Source organism: Morganella morganii H1r, assembly GCF_000633515.1.
In the GTDB taxonomy this organism is placed as follows: domain Bacteria; phylum Pseudomonadota; class Gammaproteobacteria; order Enterobacterales; family Enterobacteriaceae; genus Morganella; species Morganella morganii_B.
On the sequence record NZ_AYMP01000044.1, the window covers coordinates 41,015 to 63,124 of the forward strand.

The 22,110-nt window shown below is 53.6% G+C and carries 16 protein-coding genes; 11 read left to right on the forward strand and 5 right to left on the reverse strand.

Translation table 11 applies throughout. The features are described from left to right. Positions 1-1,464, forward strand: coding sequence for a magnesium transporter (gene mgtE / locus U868_RS0120095; RefSeq protein WP_025154840.1), 1,464 nt, complete (start codon positions 1-3; stop codon positions 1,462-1,464). A 670-nt stretch (positions 1,465-2,134) separates the two neighbouring features. Further along, entirely contained in the window at positions 2,135-3,484 is a 1,350-nt protein-coding gene (locus U868_RS0120100) for an MFS transporter (RefSeq protein WP_025154841.1), read from the forward strand. A gap of 64 nt (positions 3,485-3,548) precedes the next feature. On the opposite strand, the gene U868_RS0120105 is transcribed toward U868_RS0120100, so the two are convergent. Beyond that, positions 3,549-3,971 carry a DoxX family protein gene (locus U868_RS0120105; protein ID WP_025154842.1) on the reverse strand — a complete coding sequence of 141 codons (423 nt, stop codon included), beginning with the start codon at positions 3,969-3,971 and terminating at the stop codon, positions 3,549-3,551. A 402-nt stretch (positions 3,972-4,373) separates the two neighbouring features. On the opposite strand from U868_RS0120105, the gene phoC reads away from it, so the two are divergent. After that, positions 4,374-5,123, forward strand: coding sequence for an acid phosphatase PhoC (gene phoC, locus U868_RS0120115; protein WP_025154843.1), 750 nt, complete (start codon positions 4,374-4,376; stop codon positions 5,121-5,123). Between the two features lie 48 nt (positions 5,124-5,171). On the opposite strand, the gene U868_RS0120120 is transcribed toward phoC, so the two are convergent. After that, complete coding sequence (locus U868_RS0120120) at positions 5,172-5,531, reverse strand: hypothetical protein (protein ID WP_025154844.1); 360 nt, start codon at positions 5,529-5,531, stop codon at positions 5,172-5,174. A gap of 286 nt (positions 5,532-5,817) precedes the next feature. Between U868_RS0120120 and U868_RS0120125 the strand changes: the two genes are divergently transcribed. From U868_RS0120125 to baeR, 5 genes are read left to right on the forward strand one after another with little or no spacing between them, the layout of a single operon-like run. After that, positions 5,818-7,035 (forward strand): MdtA/MuxA family multidrug efflux RND transporter periplasmic adaptor subunit, encoded by a 1,218-nt coding sequence (locus U868_RS0120125; RefSeq protein ID WP_025154845.1) that lies wholly within the window; start codon positions 5,818-5,820, stop codon positions 7,033-7,035. Continuing rightward, complete coding sequence (locus U868_RS0120130) at positions 7,035-10,175, forward strand: MdtB/MuxB family multidrug efflux RND transporter permease subunit (protein ID WP_025154846.1); 3,141 nt, start codon at positions 7,035-7,037, stop codon at positions 10,173-10,175. The genes U868_RS0120125 and U868_RS0120130 overlap by 1 nt, the downstream gene beginning before the upstream one ends. Further along, the gene (gene mdtC / locus U868_RS0120135; RefSeq protein ID WP_025154847.1) at positions 10,172-13,264 is read left to right on the forward strand and encodes a multidrug efflux RND transporter permease subunit MdtC; all 3,093 of its coding nucleotides are present in this window, start codon (positions 10,172-10,174) and stop codon (positions 13,262-13,264) included. The genes U868_RS0120130 and mdtC overlap by 4 nt, the downstream gene beginning before the upstream one ends. Beyond that, entirely contained in the window at positions 13,261-14,631 is a 1,371-nt protein-coding gene (gene baeS / locus U868_RS0120140; protein WP_025154848.1) for a two-component system sensor histidine kinase BaeS, read from the forward strand. Before mdtC ends, baeS begins: the two co-directional genes overlap by 4 nt. Positions 14,632-14,635: 4 nt before the next feature. Then, on the forward strand, positions 14,636-15,355 hold the full coding sequence (gene baeR, locus U868_RS0120145; protein WP_025154849.1) for a two-component system response regulator BaeR: 720 nt from the start codon (positions 14,636-14,638) through the stop codon (positions 15,353-15,355). Between the two features lie 71 nt (positions 15,356-15,426). On the opposite strand, the gene U868_RS0120150 is transcribed toward baeR, so the two are convergent. Further along, entirely contained in the window at positions 15,427-16,188 is a 762-nt protein-coding gene (locus U868_RS0120150; RefSeq protein WP_025154850.1) for a hypothetical protein, read from the reverse strand. A gap of 218 nt (positions 16,189-16,406) precedes the next feature. Between U868_RS0120150 and yegQ the strand changes: the two genes are divergently transcribed. The 3 genes from yegQ to fbaB all read left to right on the forward strand — a co-directional run bounded on the left by yegQ (position 16,407) and on the right by fbaB (position 20,047). Then, positions 16,407-17,798: a tRNA 5-hydroxyuridine modification protein YegQ gene (gene yegQ, locus U868_RS0120155; protein ID WP_025154851.1), complete on the forward strand. Its 1,392-nt coding sequence runs from the start codon at positions 16,407-16,409 to the stop codon at positions 17,796-17,798. A 242-nt stretch (positions 17,799-18,040) separates the two neighbouring features. Continuing rightward, positions 18,041-18,934, forward strand: coding sequence for a lipid kinase YegS (gene yegS, locus U868_RS0120160; protein WP_025154852.1), 894 nt, complete (start codon positions 18,041-18,043; stop codon positions 18,932-18,934). A gap of 63 nt (positions 18,935-18,997) precedes the next feature. Then, entirely contained in the window at positions 18,998-20,047 is a 1,050-nt protein-coding gene (gene fbaB, locus U868_RS0120165) for a class I fructose-bisphosphate aldolase (RefSeq protein ID WP_004235228.1), read from the forward strand. A 206-nt stretch (positions 20,048-20,253) separates the two neighbouring features. Here fbaB and rluF read toward each other — a convergent pair whose 3' ends face one another. Both rluF and thiD read right to left on the reverse strand, forming a co-directional pair. Further along, positions 20,254-21,147 (reverse strand): 23S rRNA pseudouridine(2604) synthase RluF, encoded by an 894-nt coding sequence (gene rluF / locus U868_RS0120175; RefSeq protein WP_025154854.1) that lies wholly within the window; start codon positions 21,145-21,147, stop codon positions 20,254-20,256. A gap of 48 nt (positions 21,148-21,195) precedes the next feature. Next, the gene (gene thiD, locus U868_RS0120180; protein ID WP_025154855.1) at positions 21,196-21,993 is read right to left on the reverse strand and encodes a bifunctional hydroxymethylpyrimidine kinase/phosphomethylpyrimidine kinase; all 798 of its coding nucleotides are present in this window, start codon (positions 21,991-21,993) and stop codon (positions 21,196-21,198) included. Positions 21,994-22,110: the final 117 nt, after the last annotated feature.

Below are 22,110 nucleotides of genomic sequence, written 5' to 3' on the forward strand. Positions count from 1 at the left end.
ATGTCTGAACACACTTTCGCCATTGATAACTCATCACCGGTCAATCCGCACTCCCAGCGGCTGGCTCACATTCGTCAGCAGGTTTTGCCCCTGTTCCTCAACGACTCGCAGTTTGTGGAAACCATTCTGGGCACCGCCGATGAACATGCCAGGCTCAGTGATGATGAACTGCATTCAAAATCGAAGTTAGTCAAAAATCTGCTGACTGACCTCCACGCCGCTGACCTTGCGGATATGCTGGAAGCCCTGCCCTATGATGAACGTCTCGCGCTCTGGCATCTGATTGATAACCACCAGCGCGGGGAAGTGCTGGTGGAAGCCTCTGTCTCCGTGTGGGACAGCCTGATTAAAGATATGTCAGACAAAGAGCTGCTGCGCGCCGTTGCCACCCTGCATGTGGATGAGCAGGCGTATATCGCCGAGCACCTGCCGCGCGATACCATGCGCCGCCTGCTGACCTATCTGGAACCGAGTCTGCGTAACCGCATCCGCACGGTTCTTCAGTATCCGGCGGACAGTATCGGCCAGATGATGGACTTTGAGTTTGTTACGGTGCGCGGTAATGTCCCGCTGAAAACGGTTCAGCGTTTTCTGCGCTACCGCAGCAATATTCCGGAAGCCACCGATAAAATCTTTGTTATCGACAGCAATAATATTTTGCAGGGCGAGCTGCCGCTGACCACCATTCTCACCCAGTCACCGGACAAACTGGTCTCTGATGTGATGAAAACCGAGCCGGTCACCTTCCTGCCGGATGAAAAAGGCGAAGATGCCTCCGGTGCGTTCGAACGTTATGACTTAATCTCTGCCGCGGTTGTCGATAATAACGGGCGGCTGCTCGGACGGCTCACCGTTGAGGATATCGTTGATAACCTGAATGAAGAGAGTGAAGAAAACATCCGTCGTATGGGGGGCTTAAGCCCGGAAGAGGATGTGTTTGCCCCGGTCGGTCAGGCGGTGAAAAACCGCTGGGCGTGGCTGGCGATTAACCTCTGTACCGCATTTGTCGCTTCCCGCGTGATTGGGGTGTTTGAGCATACTATTTCCCAGCTGGTTGCACTTGCCACCCTGATGCCGATTGTCGCCGGTATCGGCGGTAACACCGGTAACCAGACCATCACCATGATTGTCCGCGCCCTGGCACTTCACCAGATCCAGAAAGGCAGTTTTTCCTTCCTGCTGCTGCGTGAGCTGGGCGTTGCCTTTATCAACGGCGTGGTCTGGGGCGGGATTATGGGGGTCGTCACGTACCTGCTCTACGGCGATATCGCCATGGGTGCGGTAATGACGCTGGCTATGGTGCTTAACCTGCTGATGGCCGCCATCATGGGAGTACTGATCCCGCTGACGATGATGAAACTCGGACGCGACCCGGCACTCGGCTCCAGTGTGATGATCACCGCCATCACCGATACCGGCGGATTTTTCATCTTTTTAGGTCTCGCCACCCTGTTCCTGGTCTGATTTTTGCTCAGATAATCCTCTGCGGCCACGGAAAGAGAAGTTTTCCTTCTGCTCTCCGTGGCCGTTTTTGTCTCTTCCCGCTGCGTTTCTCTCCTCTTGCCATTACCCCGCCACAGAGGATTATGATGCCGGACTGACAATATCCGGTGAATATGATCACTTCTTTACTGCTGCTCTGAAATAATCATCATGCCGCTCACACTTATTTATATTTATTTACTGCTGTTCATTCGTGAGTATATTGATAAGCCTTATTCATATAATGGCATTAATCGTATTTTATAAACCCGTATTCCCGGTAAATAATAATAAGGGCTGAACCTTTCATTATTCCGTTAATTATCCGTTCCGGTTTTCATAATATGCTGTCATTCCGGATTCCTTAACGTTATCATCCGTGACACAAATCATATTTAGTTCAATAGTTCAACCTATGATATGCAATTAGAATATTCATCTTGTTTTAGCGGGTGCTGTTTACAATATACGGAATTTCTTGCTATAACAAAGCATACCCTCCGGTAACAGACAATTCCCGTTTTTTATTTCCGGTTATCCCTGTGATAACCGGGATTGTGTTGCCGCCACCTCTCTTTTGGGAAACACAAATGAGAAAAAAAATGACACGACCCCCGTCATTGAATAAATGAGTAAATAAAAGGACATAATTATGACAACCGATACATCGCCATTAAGTCAGCCTCAGGCAAGGCCATTAAATAAAAACGATTATAAAACACTGGGATTATCCTCCCTCGGCGGCACGCTTGAATTCTATGATTTTGTCATATTTGTGTTTTTTACCGGTACGCTAACCCACCTGTTTTTCCCGGGTGATAACGAATTTATCGCCCAGATGAAAACGCTGGGAATTTTCGCCGCCGGTTACCTGGCACGTCCGCTCGGCGGGATCATTATGGCGCATTTCGGCGATATTATCGGCCGCAAGCGCATGTTTACCCTGAGTATTTTCCTGATGGCGGTGCCGACACTGGTCATCGGTATGCTGCCGACCTACGAAAGCATCGGTGTGGCAGCACCCGTCCTGTTACTGCTGATGCGTATTTTACAGGGCGCGGCGATCGGCGGTGAGATGCCGGGCGCCTGGGTATTTATCGCGGAGCACACACCGGAACAGCGCTACGGGCTGGGTGTCGGTACGCTGACCTCCGGGATCACCGGCGGTATTTTGCTGGGTTCGCTGGTCGCTATCGCAGTTCAGGCCTCTTATACTGCGGCTGAAGTCACTGCGTGGGCATGGCGTATTCCGTTTATCCTCGGTGGGGTGTTCGGCCTGGTTTCTGTGTATCTGCGCCGCTTTTTGCAGGAAACCCCGATCTTTAAAGAGATGGCCGCCAAACGGGCATTGTCCGAAGAGATGCCGGTAAAAACGGTTCTGAAAAACCACAAAATGGCCTGTTTTGTCACCGCCGGGCTGACCTGGTCATTATCCACCGCTATCGTGGTGATCATTCTGATGACCCCGTCCGTTGTGGTGGAAAAGATGTACGGTATTGATCGCACATTGTCATTACAGGCAAACTGCGTGGCTACGCTGACCTTAACCCTCGGCTGTATTTTCTGGGGCTGGCTGGAAGATAAGATCGGCAGCCGTGTGACACTCGCATTGTCCTGGGGCGGATTAGCGATCACCGCATTTCACTTCTACAGTGCACTGTCACCGGATATCGCAGCGGCTTCACTGGTGATTAACTATGCAGTGATGGGCTTTTTTGTCGGCGCGATTGCCACCACACCAATTATCAGTACGCGGGCATTTCCGCCGGCAATCCGTTTCTCCGGCTTATCTTTTGCCTACAACATGGCTTACGCGGTATTCGGCGGCTTAACGCCGATGCTGACCGGCGCCTGGTTGCAGAAAAGTGCAATGGCACCGGCGTATTATGTGGCAGGTGTGTCCGTACTGGCGATTGTCATCGGCTTCTTACCGCTGGCACACAAAGGCTGGACAGCGCGTAAAGCTCAAAGTACGAAAACGGTCGCGGCACAGCCGTCTTAACGAAACCGATAAAACAGCAAGGGCGGATCATCATGATCCGCCCTTTTTCTTTCCGTCTTCTGAATCAGCGCCAGGCCGGGTTTTTTATCACCGAATATTTACCCGGACCAATAAAGGCCAGCGCAATACCGCTGATAAAGAAATACATCAGGCTTTCAATCGCCCACGCCCCTGTCGGATCCAGCATAAAGGTCTTATTCACACCTATCATCAGCCAGGCGACCACCATGGTAAAAGACACCAGCAATGCGGACGGCCGCGTCAGAATGCCGAGAATAATAAAGACCGGTGCGACAATTTCCCCGAGATAAGTACCGTAAGCGATAAATTCCGGTAACCCGAAAGAAGCCAGCAACCCTTTTATCCCCGCTGCACCGGTGAGTAATTTACCGATACCGTGAAACAACATTAATCCGCCGACCGCCAGCCGCAGTAATAATTTCCCGGCATCGTCGTGTGATAACAGCCTGTTGATTACACCTGTCATAATATACCCCTGTTGAATGAGAATCTTACTCATTGTGAGTATACGCAGTGATACGCGAAGCGGTAGCGGTAACATTCCGTGACGGTGAAAACCGGAAAACGTCCTTTATTTTAATTGTTAAGAATATGCCGGCAAAAACAAAACCCAATTCTTTATATTTTCTTATAATATCTGTGTGTTATCTTTTTTTAATGCTATCACCCGGGTCTTATTTATCAGTTCGTTAACAAAAACCATGCTGTTTCTGTCAAATTATCTGAAAATCATCATCAAAAATACTTACCTGCCTTCCGTCTGTTTCGTCACACTTTTTTGAAAGAGTTAACATCAATTTGCATCTCTCCGCCCTACACTGGCAGGCAGGTTTCTGAGTAATACTGTTGTATCTGATAAGGAGATGTCATGAAGAAGAATATTATCGCCGGTTGTCTGTTCTCACTGTTTTCCCTTTCCGCACTGGCCGCGATCCCGCCGGGCAACGATGCCACCACCAAGCCGGATTTATATTATCTGAAAAATGAACAGGCTATCGACAGTCTGAAACTGTTACCGCCGCCACCGGAAGTCGGCAGTATTCAGTTTTTAAATGATCAGGCAATGTATGAGAAAGGCCGTATGCTGCGCAATACAGAGCGAGGAAAACAGGCACAGGCAGATGCTGACCTGGCGGCCGGAGGTGTGGCAACCGCATTTTCAGGGGCATTCGGCTATCCGATAACCGAAAAAGACTCTCCGGAGCTGTATAAACTGCTGACCAATATGATTGAGGATGCCGGTGATCTTGCCACCCGCTCCGCCAAAGAGCATTACATGCGCATCCGGCCGTTTGCGTTTTACGGCACAGAAACCTGTAATACCAAAGATCAGAAAAAACTCTCCGCCAACGGATCTTACCCGTCCGGTCATACGTCTATCGGCTGGGCAACGGCATTAGTGCTGGCGGAAGTCAATCCGGCAAATCAGGATGCGATTCTGGAACGGGGCTATCAGCTCGGACAGAGCCGTGTGATTTGCGGCTATCACTGGCAGAGTGATGTGGATGCCGCGCGGATTGTCGGTTCAGCCGCTGTCGCGACATTACATTCCGACCCGGCATTTCAGGCACAGTTAGCGAAAGCCAAACAGGAATTTGCACAAAAATCACAGAAATAAGCGGTGATATTTGGTCAGGGCAGCGCAATATCTGCCCTGAAATCCCTGTTATTCCCACATCCAGCGGTCTTCCCGATCCCAGCCTTTTGTTTTCATGCAGCTGTAGAAATAGCGGTTGCGGCTGTCTTCATTCACATCCATCACATAACTTTCCGTTACCGGGGTCTGCTCTTTGTAGGTTTTGCTGTTACCGCAGTCATCATCCTTTTTGCAGCGTTTCTCCACATCCCGCATCACGCTGCGCTGGGCAACTTCATTTTTGACCGGATAAAGCTTGTGTGATTCCGGTTCACAGAAGGCATTTGCCTCTGCCCGTGTGTATTCGGATCCGCCCGGAACTTCCACCCAGACAGAAGAACAGCCGGAAAGCAGCAGCGCAGAGATAAGAATAAGCCTGTTTTTCATCATTATGGTGCGTATTATAAGTTTGTTAAGAATGCGTAATATTACTGCACATCATAAATTGAGTAAACCGCACCGGTAATATTTCCTTAAGGGATGATAAAGCGACTGACATAAAGACAGACTCCGCTGAAACCACATATATTTACCTGTATCAACGTTATTTTCACAATTCTTCCATTTTTACAATCAGATTTACCAGTACACTATCCCTATCATAATTCAGGCTGTTTTGCGCCCTTACGTGTACCCCGGCAGCACCGGGTAAAAAGGAATGATGAGTAATCCCAAAATGAATAATGTACAAAAGAGAAAGAAACGCACAGGCATTACGATAGCCGTTCTCCTTCTGGGCGCAGCCGGTTACGGCACCTATCATTACTTTCACTCTGCGGCACCGGCTACCCCGCCTGCTGCCGGCAAGCCGGGGGCTTCCGCAGGCAAAAACAGCAACCGTCCCGGCCGGCCGCCGCTGGCACCGGTGCAGGTAGCCAACGCCGTTTCGGAGACCATTCCCCGCACCTTGTCAGCACTCGGTACGGTACAGGCGGCAAATTCCGTGACAGTGACCAGCCGCGTGGAAGGCCAGCTGATGCAGATCCATTTTGAGGAAGGTCAGAAAGTGAATGCCGGTGATCTGCTGTTCACTATCGACCCGCGTCCGTTTGAGATCCAGCTGGCCCAGGCACAGGGACAGCTCGCCAAAGACCAGGCCACGCTCGCCAATGCCCGCCGTGATCTGAGCCGCTATCAGAAACTCGCGGCCACCAATGTCATTTCACAACAGGAGCTGGATACCCAGCAGGCGACCGTCAAATCGGCAGAAGCCGGTATCAAGGTGGATCAGGCGGCTATCGACAGCGCGAAACTGCAACTGACCTACAGCCGAATCACCGCGCCTATCAGCGGAAAAATGGGACTGCGTCAGGTGGATACCGGCAACTTTATTACTGCCGGAACCGCCATGCCGCTGGTGGTGATCAACCAGACCGCACCTGCCGATGTACTGTTTACTGTTCCGGAAAATGATATCCCGCTGATCCGCATGGCGCAGCGCACCCTGCCGGCACTTACCGTCACCGCACTGAGCAAAGATAACAGCGTCCGCCTGGCACAGGGCAAACTGCTGACACTGGATAACCAGATAGATGCCGCCACCGGCACAGTAAAAGCCAAAGCGCGGTTTGCCAATGATGATGACCTGCTGTTCCCGAACCAGTTTGTCAATGTACTGCTGCAGGTCGGCCAGCTGGAAAATGCCGTGGCGATCCCGAATGCCGCACTGCAGATGGGCACCGAAGGCAACTATGTCTGGCTGCTTGAAGCCGGAAATAAAGTCCGCAAACAGATTGTGGATGTGGAATTACAGACCCCGGAGCGCGTGGTGATCAAAAGCGGCGTCAGCGCCGGTGATACCCTGGTGACCGACGGAATCGACCGCCTGACTGACGGCGCACAGGTGGAAGTCGTATCCGGTGAAAAAAAAGCCGCAGCCGGAGATAAGGCCTGATGTCCGGACATAATCCTGAAACCCGTGCAGGCGGCCCGTCCCGCCTGTTTATTCTGCGTCCGGTTGCCACCAGCCTGTTTATGCTGGCGATCCTGCTGGCAGGGATTGTCGGCTACCGCATGCTGCCGGTCTCGTCGCTGCCGGAAGTGGATTACCCGACTATCCGCGTAGTCACGCTCTATCCCGGCGCCAGTCCGGATGTGATGACCTCCGCCGTGACCGCACCGCTGGAGCGTCAGTTCGGGCAGATGTCCGGTCTGAAACAGATGTCATCGCAAAGCTCGGGCGGTGCCTCTGTGATTACCCTGATGTTCCAGCTCTCCCTGCCGCTTGATGTGGCGGTGCAGGAAGTGCAGGCATCCATCAACGCAGCAACCAATCTGCTGCCGAATGACCTGCCTTATCCGCCGATTTACAGCAAAGTGAACCCGGCAGATCCGCCGGTGCTGACTCTTGCCGTCACCTCTGATGCCATGCCGATGACGCGGTTACAGGACATGGTGGAGAACCGTATCGCACAGAAAATCTCCCAGGTGGAAGGGGTCGGTCTGGTGACACTCGCGGGCGGTCAGCGTCCTGCCGTGCGGGTGCAGTTAAATGCCAATGCGGTTGCCGCTTACGGGCTGGACAGTGAAACTATCCGCACCGCGATTAACAATGCCAACGTCAACTCCGCCAAAGGGAGCCTTGACGGCCCGGCGCGCTCGGTAACCCTGTCCGCCAACGACCAGATGAAATCGGCGGAAGATTATCAGAACCTGATTGTCAGCTACAAAAACAATGCCCCGATCCGTCTGCGGGATGTGGCAACCGTACAGGAAGGGCCGGAAAACACCCAGCTCGGTGCCTGGGTTAATGATAAACAGGCCATTGTCATCAATGTACAGCGCCAGCCCGGCGCGAACGTGATTGCCACCACCGATACCATCCGCGCCCTGATCCCGGAGCTGGTGGAAACCCTGCCGGAATCCGTGACCGTGACGGTTCTGACTGACCGGACAGATGCTATCCGCGCCTCGGTCAAAGATGTGCAGTTTGAACTGTTCCTGGCGATTGCGCTGGTGATCATGGTGATGTACCTGTTCCTGCGCAATATGGCCGCGACCCTGATCCCGGGCGTGGCGGTGCCGCTCTCACTGGTCGGTACGTTCGCGGTGATGTATTTCTGCGGTTTTTCCGTCAATAACCTGACACTGATGGCGCTGACTATCGCCACCGGGTTTGTGGTGGATGATGCAATTGTGGTGGTGGAAAACATCGCCCGCTATCTGGAAAAAGGCGACAAACCGCTGACCGCTGCCCTGAAAGGTGCCGGTGAGATTGGTTTTACCATTATCTCTCTGACCTTCTCGCTGATTGCCGTGTTAATCCCTCTGTTATTTATGGGGGATATTGTCGGCCGCCTGTTCCGTGAGTTTGCCATCACCCTTGCGGTGGCGATCCTGATTTCCGGTATCGTGTCACTGACACTGACACCGATGATGTGCGCCCGGTTCCTGAAACCCGAATCCGCTCACCGTCATAACCGCTTTAACCGCGCCACTGAACGCTTTTTTGAGCGGGTGATTGCCGGTTACGGCCGCTGGCTGACATGGGTGCTGCGCCATCAGTGGCTGACACTCGGGGTTGCGTTCAGTACCATGGCACTCACCGTCATCCTCTATCTGTTTATTCCGAAAGGCTTTTTCCCGATCCAGGATAACGGACTGATTCAGGGCACTCTGGAAGCGCCGCAGTCCGTGTCGTTTCAGGCCATGAGTGAAAAACAACAGGCGGTCAGCCGTCTGCTGGCGGATGACCCGGCAGTCGCCAATATCGCCGCGTTTGCCGGTATCGACGGCAGCAATGCCACACTGAATACCGGACGCCTGCAAATCACTCTGAAACCGTTATCTGAGCGGGCTGACCGCGCGGAAGCTATCATCACCCGGTTACAGGAAAAAGCCGGTACCCTGCCCGGCGTGAAACTGTATCTCCAGCCGTCTCAGGATCTGACAATTGATACCCAGACGTCCCGTACTCAGTATCAGTTTACCTTACAGGCGAATTCCCTTGAGGAGCTTGATCTGTGGGTACCGCGTCTGATGACGGAATTAGAGAGCAGCGATGCCCTGACCGACACCGGCAATGACTGGCAGAACAAGGGACTGGTGGCTTATATTGATATTGACCGCGACACTGCGTCACGGCTGGGGCTGACCATGACCAACATTGATAACGCGCTGTACAATGCGTTCGGTCAGCGTCTGATCTCCACAATTTATACCCAGGCCAGCCAGTACCGCGTGGTGCTGGAAAATAACACCGCGCTGACACCGGGCGCGGATGCGCTCAGCAGCATCCGTCTGACCAACAAAGACGGCAATTCCGTGCCGTTGTCAGCTTTTGCCACTGTCTCGCAGCGCTTCGGGCCGCTGGCGATTAATCATCTGGCTCAGTTCCCGTCCGCTACCTTCTCCTTTAATATCCCGGTGGGCGGGTCGCTGGAAGCGGCTGTTAATGCGGTGAAATCAGCGGAGCAGCGTATCGGCCTGCCGAAAGATATCACCACACAATTCCAGGGCGCGACTCTCGCCTTTGAAAATGCCCTGTCCAACACCCTGTGGCTGATCCTTGCCGCTGTCGTGGCGATGTATATTGTGCTCGGCATTCTGTATGAAAGTTTTATTCACCCGATTACTATCCTCTCCACCCTGCCCACCGCCGGAGTCGGTGCCCTGCTGGCGCTGATGATGGCGGGTAATGAGCTGGATGTGATTGCGATTATCGGTATTATTCTGCTGATCGGGATAGTGAAGAAAAACGCCATTATGATGATTGACTTCGCCCTCGCCGCAGAACGCGAACAGGGGCTGTCACCGTATGATGCGATCTATCAGGCGTGTCTTCTGCGTTTCCGCCCGATCCTGATGACCACCATGGCCGCGCTGTTCGGTGCGGTGCCGCTGATGCTCAGTACCGGGGTCGGTGCCGAGCTGCGCCAGCCGCTGGGGGTCTGTATGGTCGGCGGACTGATTATGAGCCAGATCCTGACCCTCTTTACCACTCCGGTAATTTATCTGCTGTTTGACCGCCTGTCTCACTGGCGCGATAACGCCCGGTTTACCCCGGAAAGTGACAACACAGGAGCCTCATCATGAGGCTGTTCGCCCTGTTTATCGCCCGCCCGGTGGCGACGACGCTGATAAGCCTCGCCATCACCCTGTGCGGGGCGATCAGCTTCCTGTTCCTGCCGGTGGCACCGCTGCCGCAGGTGGATTATCCGGTGATTAATATCACGGCATCACTGCCGGGTGCTTCGCCGGAAACCATGGCCTCCTCTGTCGCCACGCCGCTGGAGCGCTCACTCGGGCAGATAGCCGGGGTGTCGGAAATGACATCCTCCAGCTCGCTCGGCAGTACCAGTATTACCCTGGAATTTGAGCTTAACCGCGACATCAACGGTGCCGCCCGCGATGTGCAGGCGGCTCTCAATGCTGCGCAGAACCTGCTGCCGTCCGGAATGCCGTCACGCCCGCGCTACTATAAATCCAACCCGTCCGATGCACCGATTATGATCCTGACGCTGACATCGGACACCCTCGATACCGGCAAACTCTATGATATCGCCTCCACCCGGCTGGCACAGCGCCTGTCACAGATTGAGGGCGTCAGTGAGGTTTCAGTCGGCGGCGGCTCGCTGCCTGCCGTGCGTGTGGAGCTTAATCCGTCACAGCTGTTTAACCAGGGGGTTTCCCTCGACAGCGTGCGCAAAGCGATTACTGATGCCAACGTACTGCGTCCGCAGGGCTCGCTGTCTGACAATGAACGCCGCTGGCAGATTGACAGTAACAGTGAACTGAAAACGGCGGAGGATTATCGTCCGCTGATTGTGCATTACAATGACGGCGCGGCGGTACGGCTCGCGGATGTCGCCACTGTGAAAGACTCGGTACAAAACGTCCGTGCCGCCGGGATGAGCAACGGCAAGCCTGCGATCCTGCTGGTGATCCGCCGTGAAGCCGGTGCCAATATTATCGCCACCGTGGCCCGTATCCGCGAACAGCTGCCGGTATTACAGGATGCCATTCCCGCCAGTGTGGATTTGCAGGTCGCGCAGGATCGCACACCGACCATCCGCGCCTCACTGACCGAAGTGGAACGCGCACTGACCATTGCAGTGGGGCTGGTGATCCTGGTGGTGTTCCTGTTTCTGCGTTCCGGACGCGCCACCATTATCCCGGCGCTGGCCGTGCCGGTTTCTCTTATCGGCACCTTCAGTGCTATGTATCTGTGCGGGTTCAGCCTCAATAACCTGTCACTGATGGCGCTGACCGTCGCCACCGGCTTTGTGGTGGATGATGCGATTGTGGTGCTGGAGAATATCGCCCGCCATATTGAAAACGGCCTGAAACCGAAAGAAGCCGCGCTCAAAGGGGTCAGCGAAGTCGGGTTTACCGTGCTTTCCATGAGCATCTCCCTGGTGGCGGTGTTTATCCCGCTCCTGCTGATGGATGGCCTCGTCGGGCGGCTGTTCCGCGAATTTGCCATCACCCTGACCACCGCCATTGCTATCTCGCTGGTGATCTCCCTGACACTCACCCCGATGCTTTGTGCTCATCTGCTGAAAAACCGCGCGGCACCGGCACGGGAGCGCAAACGCGGCGCAGGCCGGATCCTGTTCCGCATCCAGCAATGGTACGGGCGCAGCCTGACCGTGGTGCTGGCACACAGCCGCTGGGTACTGCTGATTTTCACCGGCACCATTGCTCTCGCGGTCTGGCTCTATATCTCTGTGCCGAAAACCTTTTTCCCGGATCAGGATACCGGGCGGTTACTGGGCTTTGTCCGCGCTGATCAGAGCATTTCGTTCCAGTCGATGGAGCAGAAAATGCGCACCTTTATGCAGCGCATTCACAGTGATAAAGATGTTGCCAGTGTCACCGGCTTTACCGGCGGCGGCCGGGTTAACAGCGGGTTTATGTTTATCTCGCTCAATCCGCTGGATGAACGGACAGACAGCGCCCAGGATGTGATCAACCGGCTGCGTGTTACTCTCGCGGATGAACCGGGCGCTAATCTGTTCCTGATCCCGGTTCAGGATGTGCGGGCGGGTGGTCGTCAGTCCAACTCGAGTTATCAGTATTCCCTGCTCGCAGACGATTTATCCCTGCTGCGTGAATGGGAACCGAAAATCCGCAAAGCCCTTGGTGAACTGCCTCAGCTGACCGATGTAAACTCGGATAAAGAAGATAAAGGCGCGGAGATGGCGCTGACTTATGACCGCGATGTGATGGCGCAGCTCGGGATCAGTGTTAATGATGCCAATAACCTGCTGAATAACGCCTTCGGTCAGCGGCAGATCTCCACCATTTATGAGCCGCTGAACCAGTATAAAGTAGTGATGGAAGTCGCGCCTCAATATACACAGGATGTCAGCGCGCTGGACAAAATGTTTGTCATCAATAAAGAGGGACAACCGGTTCCGCTGGCGTATTTCGCACAATGGCGCCCGGCGAATGCACCGCTGAGTGTTAACCATCAGGGGCTGTCGGCGGCTTCAACAATCGGCTTTGACGTGGCACAGGGGTATTCTCTGTCAGATGCGGTAACTGCGGTCGAACGCACCATGGTGGAGCTGGGTGTGCCGTCCGGAGTTCGCGGCACTTTTGCCGGGACCGCACAGCTGTTCCAGGAGACATTACAGTCTCAGGTGCTGCTGATTATCGCTGCCATTATCACGGTGTATCTGGTGCTCGGTATGCTGTATGAGAGCTTTATTCATCCGCTGACCATCTTATCCACCCTGCCCTCAGCGGGGGTCGGCGCACTGCTGGCGCTGCGCTTCTTTGATACGCCGTTCAGTCTGATCGCCCTGATAGGGATTATGCTGCTGATCGGGATTGTGAAGAAAAACGCCATTATTATGGTGGACTTCGCCATTGCCGCCCAGCGCGGCGGGCAGAGTGCGCGGGATGCCATTTTCCGGGCCTGTCTGCTGCGCTTTCGTCCGATTCTGATGACTACCCTGGCCGCCCTGTTCGGTGCGCTGCCGCTGGCGCTCGGCAGCGGAGACGGCGCGGAACTGCGACAGCCGCTCGGGATAACCGTAGTCGGCGGGCTGCTGGTCAGCCAGATTCTGACACTCTATACCACGCCGGTGATTTACCTGTTCTTTGACCGGCTGCGCCGCAAAAAAACCGGCGAATCCGCCGGACAATCCGTTATCAGTACGGAGGGAAATGTATGAAAACCGGCATAGGTCACAAACTGTTTCTTGCTATTTTTGCCACCTGTATGCTGGTGGTACTGACCATGCATCTGGCTATCCGTTTCAGCTTTGAACAGGGTTTTCTCGGCTATCTTCAGCGTTCCGCCGAAGACCGGACGGAGATGATCGCCGATGTTGTCGCTGAGCAGTATGCCGATTACGGCAGCTGGTCTTTTCTGCGTAATAATCAGCGCGGTTTTATGCAGGCACTGCGGGCGCTGGATACCGACCGCCATATGCAGCATATGGAACGCGGCTGGAAAATGCGCTTCTGGCTGCTGGATGAGGATGACCGCCGCCTGTTCGGGCACGGTCCGGTACCACCCGGCGAGCTCTACCGCAAACCGGTAAAATACAATGATAATATCGTCGGCTGGGTGGTGATGCCGGCGGATGACAAGATCAACCGTGCCGCCGACCAAAGCTTTTCACATCAGCAGGCACGCACCAGCTGGATAGTCTCGGCGCTGGTGCTGCTGGTCACTCTGGTGGTCACCTGGCTGCTGACGCGCGGCTTCCTGCGTCCGGTCAAACGGCTGGCGGAAGGCACACACCAGCTGGCAGCAGGTAACTTCAGCAGCCGCGTGCCGGTTCACGGCAAAGATGAAATTGCCCGGCTGGCTGATGATTTTAATCAGCTCGCCTCCACGCTGGAAAAAAATGAGCTGATGCGCCGCGATTATATGGCGGATGTCTCACACGAGCTGCGCACCCCGCTGGCGGTGTTACAGGGTGAGCTTGAAGCCCTTCAGGACGGAATACGTCAGCCGACACCGGAAACGCTGGCGTCTTTGCTGGCGGAAGTGCAGACCCTGACAAAACTGGTCAGTGACCTGCATCAGCTTTCATTATCCGATCGCGGTTCACTCTCTTACCGCAAAGAATTATGTAACCTGAGCGATGTGATCAGCCGGTCAATCGGTGTATTCCGCCACCGGTTACAGGAAAAAAATATCGCTGTTACGGCAGAACTGCCGGACACCCTGATGGTTTTCGGGGATGACGCGCGGCTCGGTCAGCTGTTCCATAATCTGCTGGAAAACAGCCTGCGCTACACCGACAGCGGCGGACAGATTGTGGTACGCGGGCAGCAGGATGAAACACAGATCCGGATTGACTGGTCAGACAGTGCACCGGGGCTGACCGAAGCGCAGTTTTCACAGATTTTTGAGCGTTTCTACCGCAGCGAATCCTCCCGCAACCGGGCCAGCGGCGGATCCGGACTCGGCCTCGCGATTTGTGATAAAATCGCGGAAGCACATCACGGGCAGATAAGTGCATCAGCGTCCCCGCTCGGCGGCGTGACCATTACTCTGATCCTGCCCCGCCTGACTGACAGGAGTTGACTGCATGGAACAACATGCTGAATTGATCCTTATTGTGGAAGATGAGCCGAAACTGGCTCAGTTACTGACAGATTATCTGCACGCAGCCCATTACCGTACGCACTGGCTGGCACGCGGCGGTGAGGTGACGGCCTGGGTGCAGGAAAACAGACCGGATCTGATTTTGCTGGATCTGATGCTGCCGGAGAAAGACGGCCTGACACTCTGCCGCGAAATCCGTCAGTTCAGTGATGTGCCCGTCATGATAGTCACGGCCAAAACCGAAGAGATTGACCGTCTGCTGGGGCTGGAAATCGGGGCGGATGATTATGTCTGCAAGCCTTACAGCCCGCGTGAGGTTGTGGCGCGGATCAAAACTATTCTGCGCCGTTGTCAGCGCAGTAACGATACCGCAGAGGATAGACGTGACACCCTGATTATTGATGAGGTGAATTATCAGGTGCGTTTCGGGGCACAGAGTCTGGATCTCACCCAGGTTGAATTCCGTCTGCTGCGCACCATGGTATCACAGCCGGGCACCGTGCTGTCACGCAATCAGTTGCTGGATAATCTGTATGACGATTACCGTGTGGTGACTGACCGCACGATTGACAGCCATATCAAAAATCTGCGCCGCAAGCTCGGGCAGTTAGATGGTGACCGCGATTTTATTCATTCTGTCTACGGGCTGGGTTACCGCTGGGAAGGCGGACCGGCTGAGATTATTGCCGCCACGATTATCTGAATCTGACTGAGGTGAGATGTAAAAAACGGCGGAAACTGACGTGACCGCCGTTTTTTATTTATGGTTCCTGATTACTGTATCAGCGTGGAACGTTCCAGCCGTGCCAGGATTTTATCCAGCGTGTTATTTTCATCTTCTGCCAGATCGGATTTGGCAATACGGAAGACGCGGTTCAGTTCGCCGGTCTTAATATGCAGTTTCAGCACAGAGCGGCTGTTTGTCATCACGGTGAAAGCACTCAGCGGCGCTTCATAGCAGACCGCATACTGCCCCGGGGTAAACAGCAGGTTATCACCGGCAATTGCCAGCATCGGATAATACTGGATACGCCGTGCGTTAATCAGCAGGACAATACTCATAGCAACCATGATCCCGCCGATATCCATCCCCATCACCAGCAGTACCACACCGATCGCACCGTACAGCATCACCATATTGATCTGGCGCTGTTTATTGAATTTCAGCAGAACCTCAAATGGCAGTTGTGCCAGTTTCGGTACTGTTTTCAGTGAACGGTAGATCACACGGTTGTAGTCGTAGAGGTAACCGACGATAAAGATAAAGCCCAGCGGAATAAAAATAATACCGCCGATCATGGCGAGAACCAGACCCAGTTTCGGCTGGTTACGCAAAAATGCCAGGCTGGCCAGCTGAGCCGCTATCCCGCCGGTCATCAGAATTTTCACGTAAGGTAAGATTTCAATCATCTGCTGTGTCTGATAATCCAGTTCATCCCGGTACGGCTCAAGTGCCGCCGGAATATAAGCGATAATTCCCAGGAAAATCAGGTTAAGAACCAGACCAATCCAGACTGCAATATGACGTTTTTCCATGTGTCCACGCTGTAACAGGCTATAGTAAATGATAACGCAACGGTGATTATCCGCCGCGCCACTGAATTTAACGAAACTATATCAAATCGTTATCCGATATTCATGCCATTTTCAGTAATTCATTTGATACCGGGCGGACGACGCGCTAGAATCCAACGCCTTGATTACGCCTCCCCCTCCGGGGAAGGTTCTGACTTGAACTCAGATCGGAATACATTATGTTTACACCCGAATTACTCTCTCCGGCAGGCTCGCTGAAGAATATGCGCTATGCGTTCGCCTATGGTGCGGATGCCGTCTATGCCGGACAGCCGCGTTACAGCCTGCGTGTCCGTAACAACGAATTTAACCACGAAAACCTCGCCAAAGGCATTCAGGAAGCCCACGAACTGGGTAAAAAATTCTATGTCGTGGTCAATATCGCTCCGCATAACGCCAAACTGAAAACCTTTATCCGTGATCTGGAACCGGTGATCGCCATGGGTCCGGACGCACTGATTATGTCTGATCCCGGTCTGATCATGATGGTGCGCGAGCATTTCCCGCAAATGGACATTCATTTATCCGTTCAGGCCAACGCCGTAAACTGGGCAACCGTCAAATTCTGGCATCAGATGGGGCTGACCCGTGTGATCCTCTCCCGTGAACTGTCACTCGATGAAATCGCCGATATCCGCAAAAATGTGCCGGATATGGAACTGGAAGTCTTTGTCCACGGCGCACTGTGCATGGCCTACTCCGGCCGCTGCCTGCTTTCCGGTTACATTAACAAACGTGACCCTAACCAGGGTACCTGCACCAATGCCTGCCGCTGGGAATATAAAGTGGAAGAAGGCAAAGAAGATGTGGTCGGTAATATCGTTCACAAGCAGGAACCTATCCCGGTGAAAAATATTGAGCCGACTCTCGGCGCTGGCGCACCGACTGACAAAGTGTTCCTGATTGAGGAAGCACAGCGTCCGGGGGAATATATGACCGCGTTCGAAGATGAGCACGGCACTTATATTATGAACTCCAAAGATCTGCGGGCTATCGAGCATGTCGAAAAACTGACACAGATGGGCGTTCACTCCCTGAAAATTGAAGGCCGCACCAAATCCTTCTATTACTGCGCCCGTACCGCCCAGGTTTACCGCCGCGCCATTGATGACGCCGTTGCCGGAAAACCATTTGATCCGTCTCTGCTGACCACGCTGGAAGGCCTGGCACACCGCGGTTATACCGAAGGGTTCCTGCGCCGTCATACTCATGACGCTTATCAGACTTATGAGTACGGTTACTCCGTTTCTGATTCCCAGCAGTTTGTCGGCGAGTTTACCGGCAACCGCGTGAACGGCCTCGCTGAAGTGGATGTCAAAAACAAATTTTCAGTCGGTGACAGCCTGGAACTGATGACCCCGAACGGCAATATCAGCTTTATCCTCGATGCCATGAATAACCGCAAAGGGGAAGCCACCGATGTCGCGCCGGGTAACGGTCATATCGTCTATCTGCCGGTACCGGATGACGTTAACCTGGAATTTGCCTTGCTGATCCGTAATTTACCGGGCACCAGCACCCGTAATCCGCATATGCCGGAATTTACCGATGCTGCGGCCACAAACGGGTAAAATTCTGAATTTTCGAATCCGATCACAACAATCACTTTGGTTATTTCGTAGTATCGGACAAGAAAATGAAGAACTAAAACGCAACATGTAATACCAGGAACCACCTCCTTGGTTGGCTCAATCTCCCTTGAGCCAACCTTTTCTTTTTGTGCCCTTCCCTTTTTTTCCCCTGCCATTTTTCCGGGCATAATCCGTCTGTGTTTGTTATCTTTAAAAGACGTAATCTGAACACGGAGTCTGGTATGGCGGAAACGCATATAGTGGTTCTTAACGGAAAACGCGCCGGTGATGACGGTATTCGTCAGGCAGTCCGGCACTTACGGGAAAGCGGAGAAGACATTCAGGTACGGGTGACATGGGAACCGGAAGATATTCCCCGCTTTGTCCGCGAAGCACATCAGCTGAAAGCCGCCACCGTGATTGCCGCCGGAGGCGACGGTACGATTAATGCCGTATGCAGTGCTCTGATGACCTATCCGGCTGAAAAACGCCCGGTTCTCGGTATTCTGCCGCTCGGCACCGCCAATGATTTTGCCACCGCAGCCGGAATACCGGCAGATAAAACCAAAGCCCTGCTCCTGGCCGCCAAAGGCAGCGCGGTCGCCATTGATATCGGCTGTATCAATGAATCCCACTATTTTATCAATATGGCCACCGGCGGATTCGGCCCGAAAATCACCACTGATACTCCGGAAGCCCTGAAAAGTACCTTCGGCGGTGCTGCGTATTTTCTTCACGGCCTGACACGCAGCGATTTGCTGAAAGCGGATCACTGCACTATCAGCTGTGATGATTTCCACTGGCAGGATGACGCGCTGGTGATTGGTGTCGGCAACGGCTGCCAGGCAGGCGGCGGGCATAAACTGTGCCCGGATGCGCGGATCAACGATGGTCTGCTTAACCTCAGTATTCTGCCGGAACGCAACTGGCCGCGCTCACTCTGGAACACCCTCTTTAATGAAGGCGAGGCTGAAGGCGTCATCATGAAGCGCAGCACACGGATCACCATCAGCGCGGCACATGAGATGGTGTTTAATCTCGACGGTGAACCGCTGACAGGTCAGCAATTCACCTTTTCCGTGCTGCCTGAAGCGATCCAGTGCCGGTTACCGCCACACTGCGGGTTGTTATCTTAAACACAATCCACGACAATCCGTGACAATTTTATAACACGCTACAGGAATCGGAGTTTATATACCATGACTGATATCGTTAAGTTGTTAGGCAATGATGCATCATCTCTTCTTGAACACACCTGCACCACCATTCCCAAAGACAATCTTTATCTGCCGGGCGATGACTTTGTCACCCGTGTGATGATTGATAATAACCGGCCGAATACCGTGCTGCGCTCCATGCAGTCGCTGTTTAATCACGGTCGTCTGGCGGGAACCGGTTATCTCTCCATTCTGCCGGTGGATCAGGGCGTTGAGCACTCTGCGGCGGCCTCTTTTGCCGCTAACCCGCTCTATTTCGATCCGAAAAACATTGTCGAGCTGGCTATCGAGGCAGGCTGTAACTGCGTGGCTTCCACTTACGGCGTACTGGCTTCTGTTGCCCGCCGCTATGCACACCGCATCCCGTTCCTCGTCAAAATCAACCACAATGAAACCCTGAGCCTGCCTGCGCAGTATGATCAGACACTGTACGCCAGTGTTGAACAGGCTTTCGAAATGGGCGCTGTGGCTGTCGGGGCAACGATTTATTTCGGTTCACCGGAATCCCGCCGTCAGATAGAGGAAATCTCTGCGGCCTTTGAACGCGCCCATGAACTGGGCATGGTGACGGTACTGTGGGCCTACCTGCGCAACCCGGCTTTCAAAAAAGACGGGGTGGATTATCACGCCAGCGCGGATTTAACCGGCCAGGCAAACCACCTTGCGGCGACAATCGGTGCGGATATCGTCAAACAGAAAATGGCGGAAAACAACGGCGGCTTTAAAGCCATCGGCTTCAGCCATACTGATGAGCGCGTTTACAGCACACTGACCACGGATAACCCGATCGACCTGGTCCGTTATCAGCTGGCGAACTGCTATATGGGCCGTGCGGGGCTGATTAACTCCGGCGGAGCATCCGGTAATAATGACCTCGCGGATGCGGTCCGTACTGCGGTGATCAACAAACGCGCCGGTGGTATGGGGCTGATCCTCGGCCGTAAAGCCTTTAAGAAATCGATGAAAGACGGGGTGGCACTGATTAATGCAGTGCAGGATGTGTATCTCGATAAGAAAGTGACGATTGCGTAAATGCAGAACAGGCCGGATAACCGGCCTGATTTTTTTGTGTTCCCTGTTTGTTCCGGGGGGCTGCTGATAACGGGCAAAACGAAAAGCCGCTGTAAATACATCCCTGTAAGCTCAGGCGCGTCATCCATGACGCGCATGCTTTTCGTCCGCCTGCCCGTTATCTGCTCATTACCTGTACTGCAGATTACTTTTCAGCAGACAGATAATTATCTTTTCTTCTTCTTCCGCCCGGCCTGAGCAAAACGCTGGCGGTTATTATCATTACCGCTTTCTTTCTTTTTCGGTTTGTCTGACCCCGGATAAACCGGCGGAGCGACTTTAATTTTATTATCGCGCTTCTGTGGTTTTGCAGCCGGCTTTTTGACTTTTTTATCTTCAGAGGAGGATTTTTCAATCGCATCAAAGAGCTCAACCAGCTCGTCATCGGTTAAATCACGCCATTCCCCCACCGGGATCCCGGTCAGGCTGATATTCATAATGCGGACGCGCTCGAGTTTCGTCACTTCATAGCCGAAATGTTCACACATGCGGCGGATTTGACGGTTCAGACCCTGAATCAGCGTGATGCGGAAAACAAACGGCGCTTCCTGCTTTACTTTACATTTTTTGGTGACCGTACCGAGGATCGGCACACCCGCTCCCATACCACGGATAAAATCATCGGTGATCGGTTTATTTACCGTCACCACATACTCTTTCTGGTGATCGTTACCGGCACGCAGAATTTTGTTTACCAGATCGCCGTGGTTAGTCAGGAAAATCAATCCCTGAGAATCTTTATCCAGGCGACCGATAGGGAAGATACGGGTGCTGTGATTGACGAAATCGACTATATTGTCTTTCTCGCCTTCATCGGTCGTGCTGACAATGCCCACCGGTTTATTAAGGGCAATCAGTACCAGATCATCCTGCTCCCGCGCCTCAATCAGCTGACCGTTGACTTTAACCACATCGCCCGGCATCACCTGTGAGCCGATAGCCGCGCGTTTGCCGTTGATCAGGACTAATCCCTGCTCAATATAGCGGTCCGCATCCCGGCGGGAGCAGATGCCGCTCTCGCTGATGTATTTATTAAGACGCACAGATGAACCCGTTTCCATATCTTCCCCCCTGAAAAGCGCGCAATATACACCAATTATCGTGCGATATCACCACCACTGATAAAAATGGTGAACCGGGCCATGTCCGTGGCCCACTTCAAGGCTGTCTGCCGCTGCCAGCGCCCCGTGCAGATACTGTTTTGCCGTCTCCGTGGTTTCCGCCCAGCCCGCACACTGCGGACGCAGTGCCGCCATTGCCGCAGATAATGTGCAGCCGGTGCCGTGGCTGTTTTTGGTCGGAATCCGGGTTGAGGTAAAGCGGTGACGCCCTTCCGGCAGAAACAGCCAGTCAGGGCTTTCAGCATTATCCAGATGCCCGCCTTTCAGAAGAACTGCATTTGCCCCGGCGGCCATCAGAGCCTCCCCCTGCTGCTGCATCATGTTTTCATCTGTGGCGGCAGCCGTTTTCAGCAATGCCGCCGCTTCGGGCAGATTGGGGGTGATAATCGAAACGTGAGGTAATAATTCAGAGATCAGTAAATCAACCGCTTCGGCTTTCAGCAGCGGATCACCGCTTTTCGCCAGCATTACCGTGTCCAGCACCACATACGGCACAGGATACTGACGCAATTTCTCAGCCACGGTGCGGATCACACCGCCGTCAGACAACATACCAATCTTGGCACTGTCAATTCTGACATCCGTCAGTACCGCATCCAGTTGCGCCACAACAAATTCCGGCGGGACAGAATGAACAGAATTCACGCCACAGGTATTTTGTACTACCAGCGCTGTCATTACCGTGGTGCCGTAAACACCCAGTGCGGAAAAGGTTTTTAAATCCGCCTGAATACCCGCACCGCCGCTCGGATCTGTTCCTGCAATGGTTAATGCGTTGATTCTCACCCTGATATCCCCTGTTTTCTGTACCATTCTGTATAGTGAATTATACGCATCCGCTGACAGGAAACCACCGCAGAACAGGCAATAAAAAACCCCATGCCCGCAAGGGCACAGGGTCTG

Coding starts and splice junctions, on each gene's coding strand:
- mgtE (WP_025154840.1), top strand. CDS start 1: ATGTCTGAACACACTTTCGCCATTGATAACTCATCACCGGTCAATCCG.
- U868_RS0120100 (WP_025154841.1), top strand. CDS start 2,135: ATGACAACCGATACATCGCCATTAAGTCAGCCTCAGGCAAGGCCATTA.
- U868_RS0120105 (WP_025154842.1), bottom strand. CDS start 3,971: ATGACAGGTGTAATCAACAGGCTGTTATCACACGACGATGCCGGGAAA.
- phoC (WP_025154843.1), top strand. CDS start 4,374: ATGAAGAAGAATATTATCGCCGGTTGTCTGTTCTCACTGTTTTCCCTT.
- U868_RS0120120 (WP_025154844.1), bottom strand. CDS start 5,531: ATGATGAAAAACAGGCTTATTCTTATCTCTGCGCTGCTGCTTTCCGGC.
- U868_RS0120125 (WP_025154845.1), top strand. CDS start 5,818: ATGAATAATGTACAAAAGAGAAAGAAACGCACAGGCATTACGATAGCC.
- U868_RS0120130 (WP_025154846.1), top strand. CDS start 7,035: ATGTCCGGACATAATCCTGAAACCCGTGCAGGCGGCCCGTCCCGCCTG.
- mdtC (WP_025154847.1), top strand. CDS start 10,172: ATGAGGCTGTTCGCCCTGTTTATCGCCCGCCCGGTGGCGACGACGCTG.
- baeS (WP_025154848.1), top strand. CDS start 13,261: ATGAAAACCGGCATAGGTCACAAACTGTTTCTTGCTATTTTTGCCACC.
- baeR (WP_025154849.1), top strand. CDS start 14,636: ATGGAACAACATGCTGAATTGATCCTTATTGTGGAAGATGAGCCGAAA.
- U868_RS0120150 (WP_025154850.1), bottom strand. CDS start 16,188: ATGGAAAAACGTCATATTGCAGTCTGGATTGGTCTGGTTCTTAACCTG.
- yegQ (WP_025154851.1), top strand. CDS start 16,407: ATGTTTACACCCGAATTACTCTCTCCGGCAGGCTCGCTGAAGAATATG.
- yegS (WP_025154852.1), top strand. CDS start 18,041: ATGGCGGAAACGCATATAGTGGTTCTTAACGGAAAACGCGCCGGTGAT.
- fbaB (WP_004235228.1), top strand. CDS start 18,998: ATGACTGATATCGTTAAGTTGTTAGGCAATGATGCATCATCTCTTCTT.
- rluF (WP_025154854.1), bottom strand. CDS start 21,147: ATGGAAACGGGTTCATCTGTGCGTCTTAATAAATACATCAGCGAGAGC.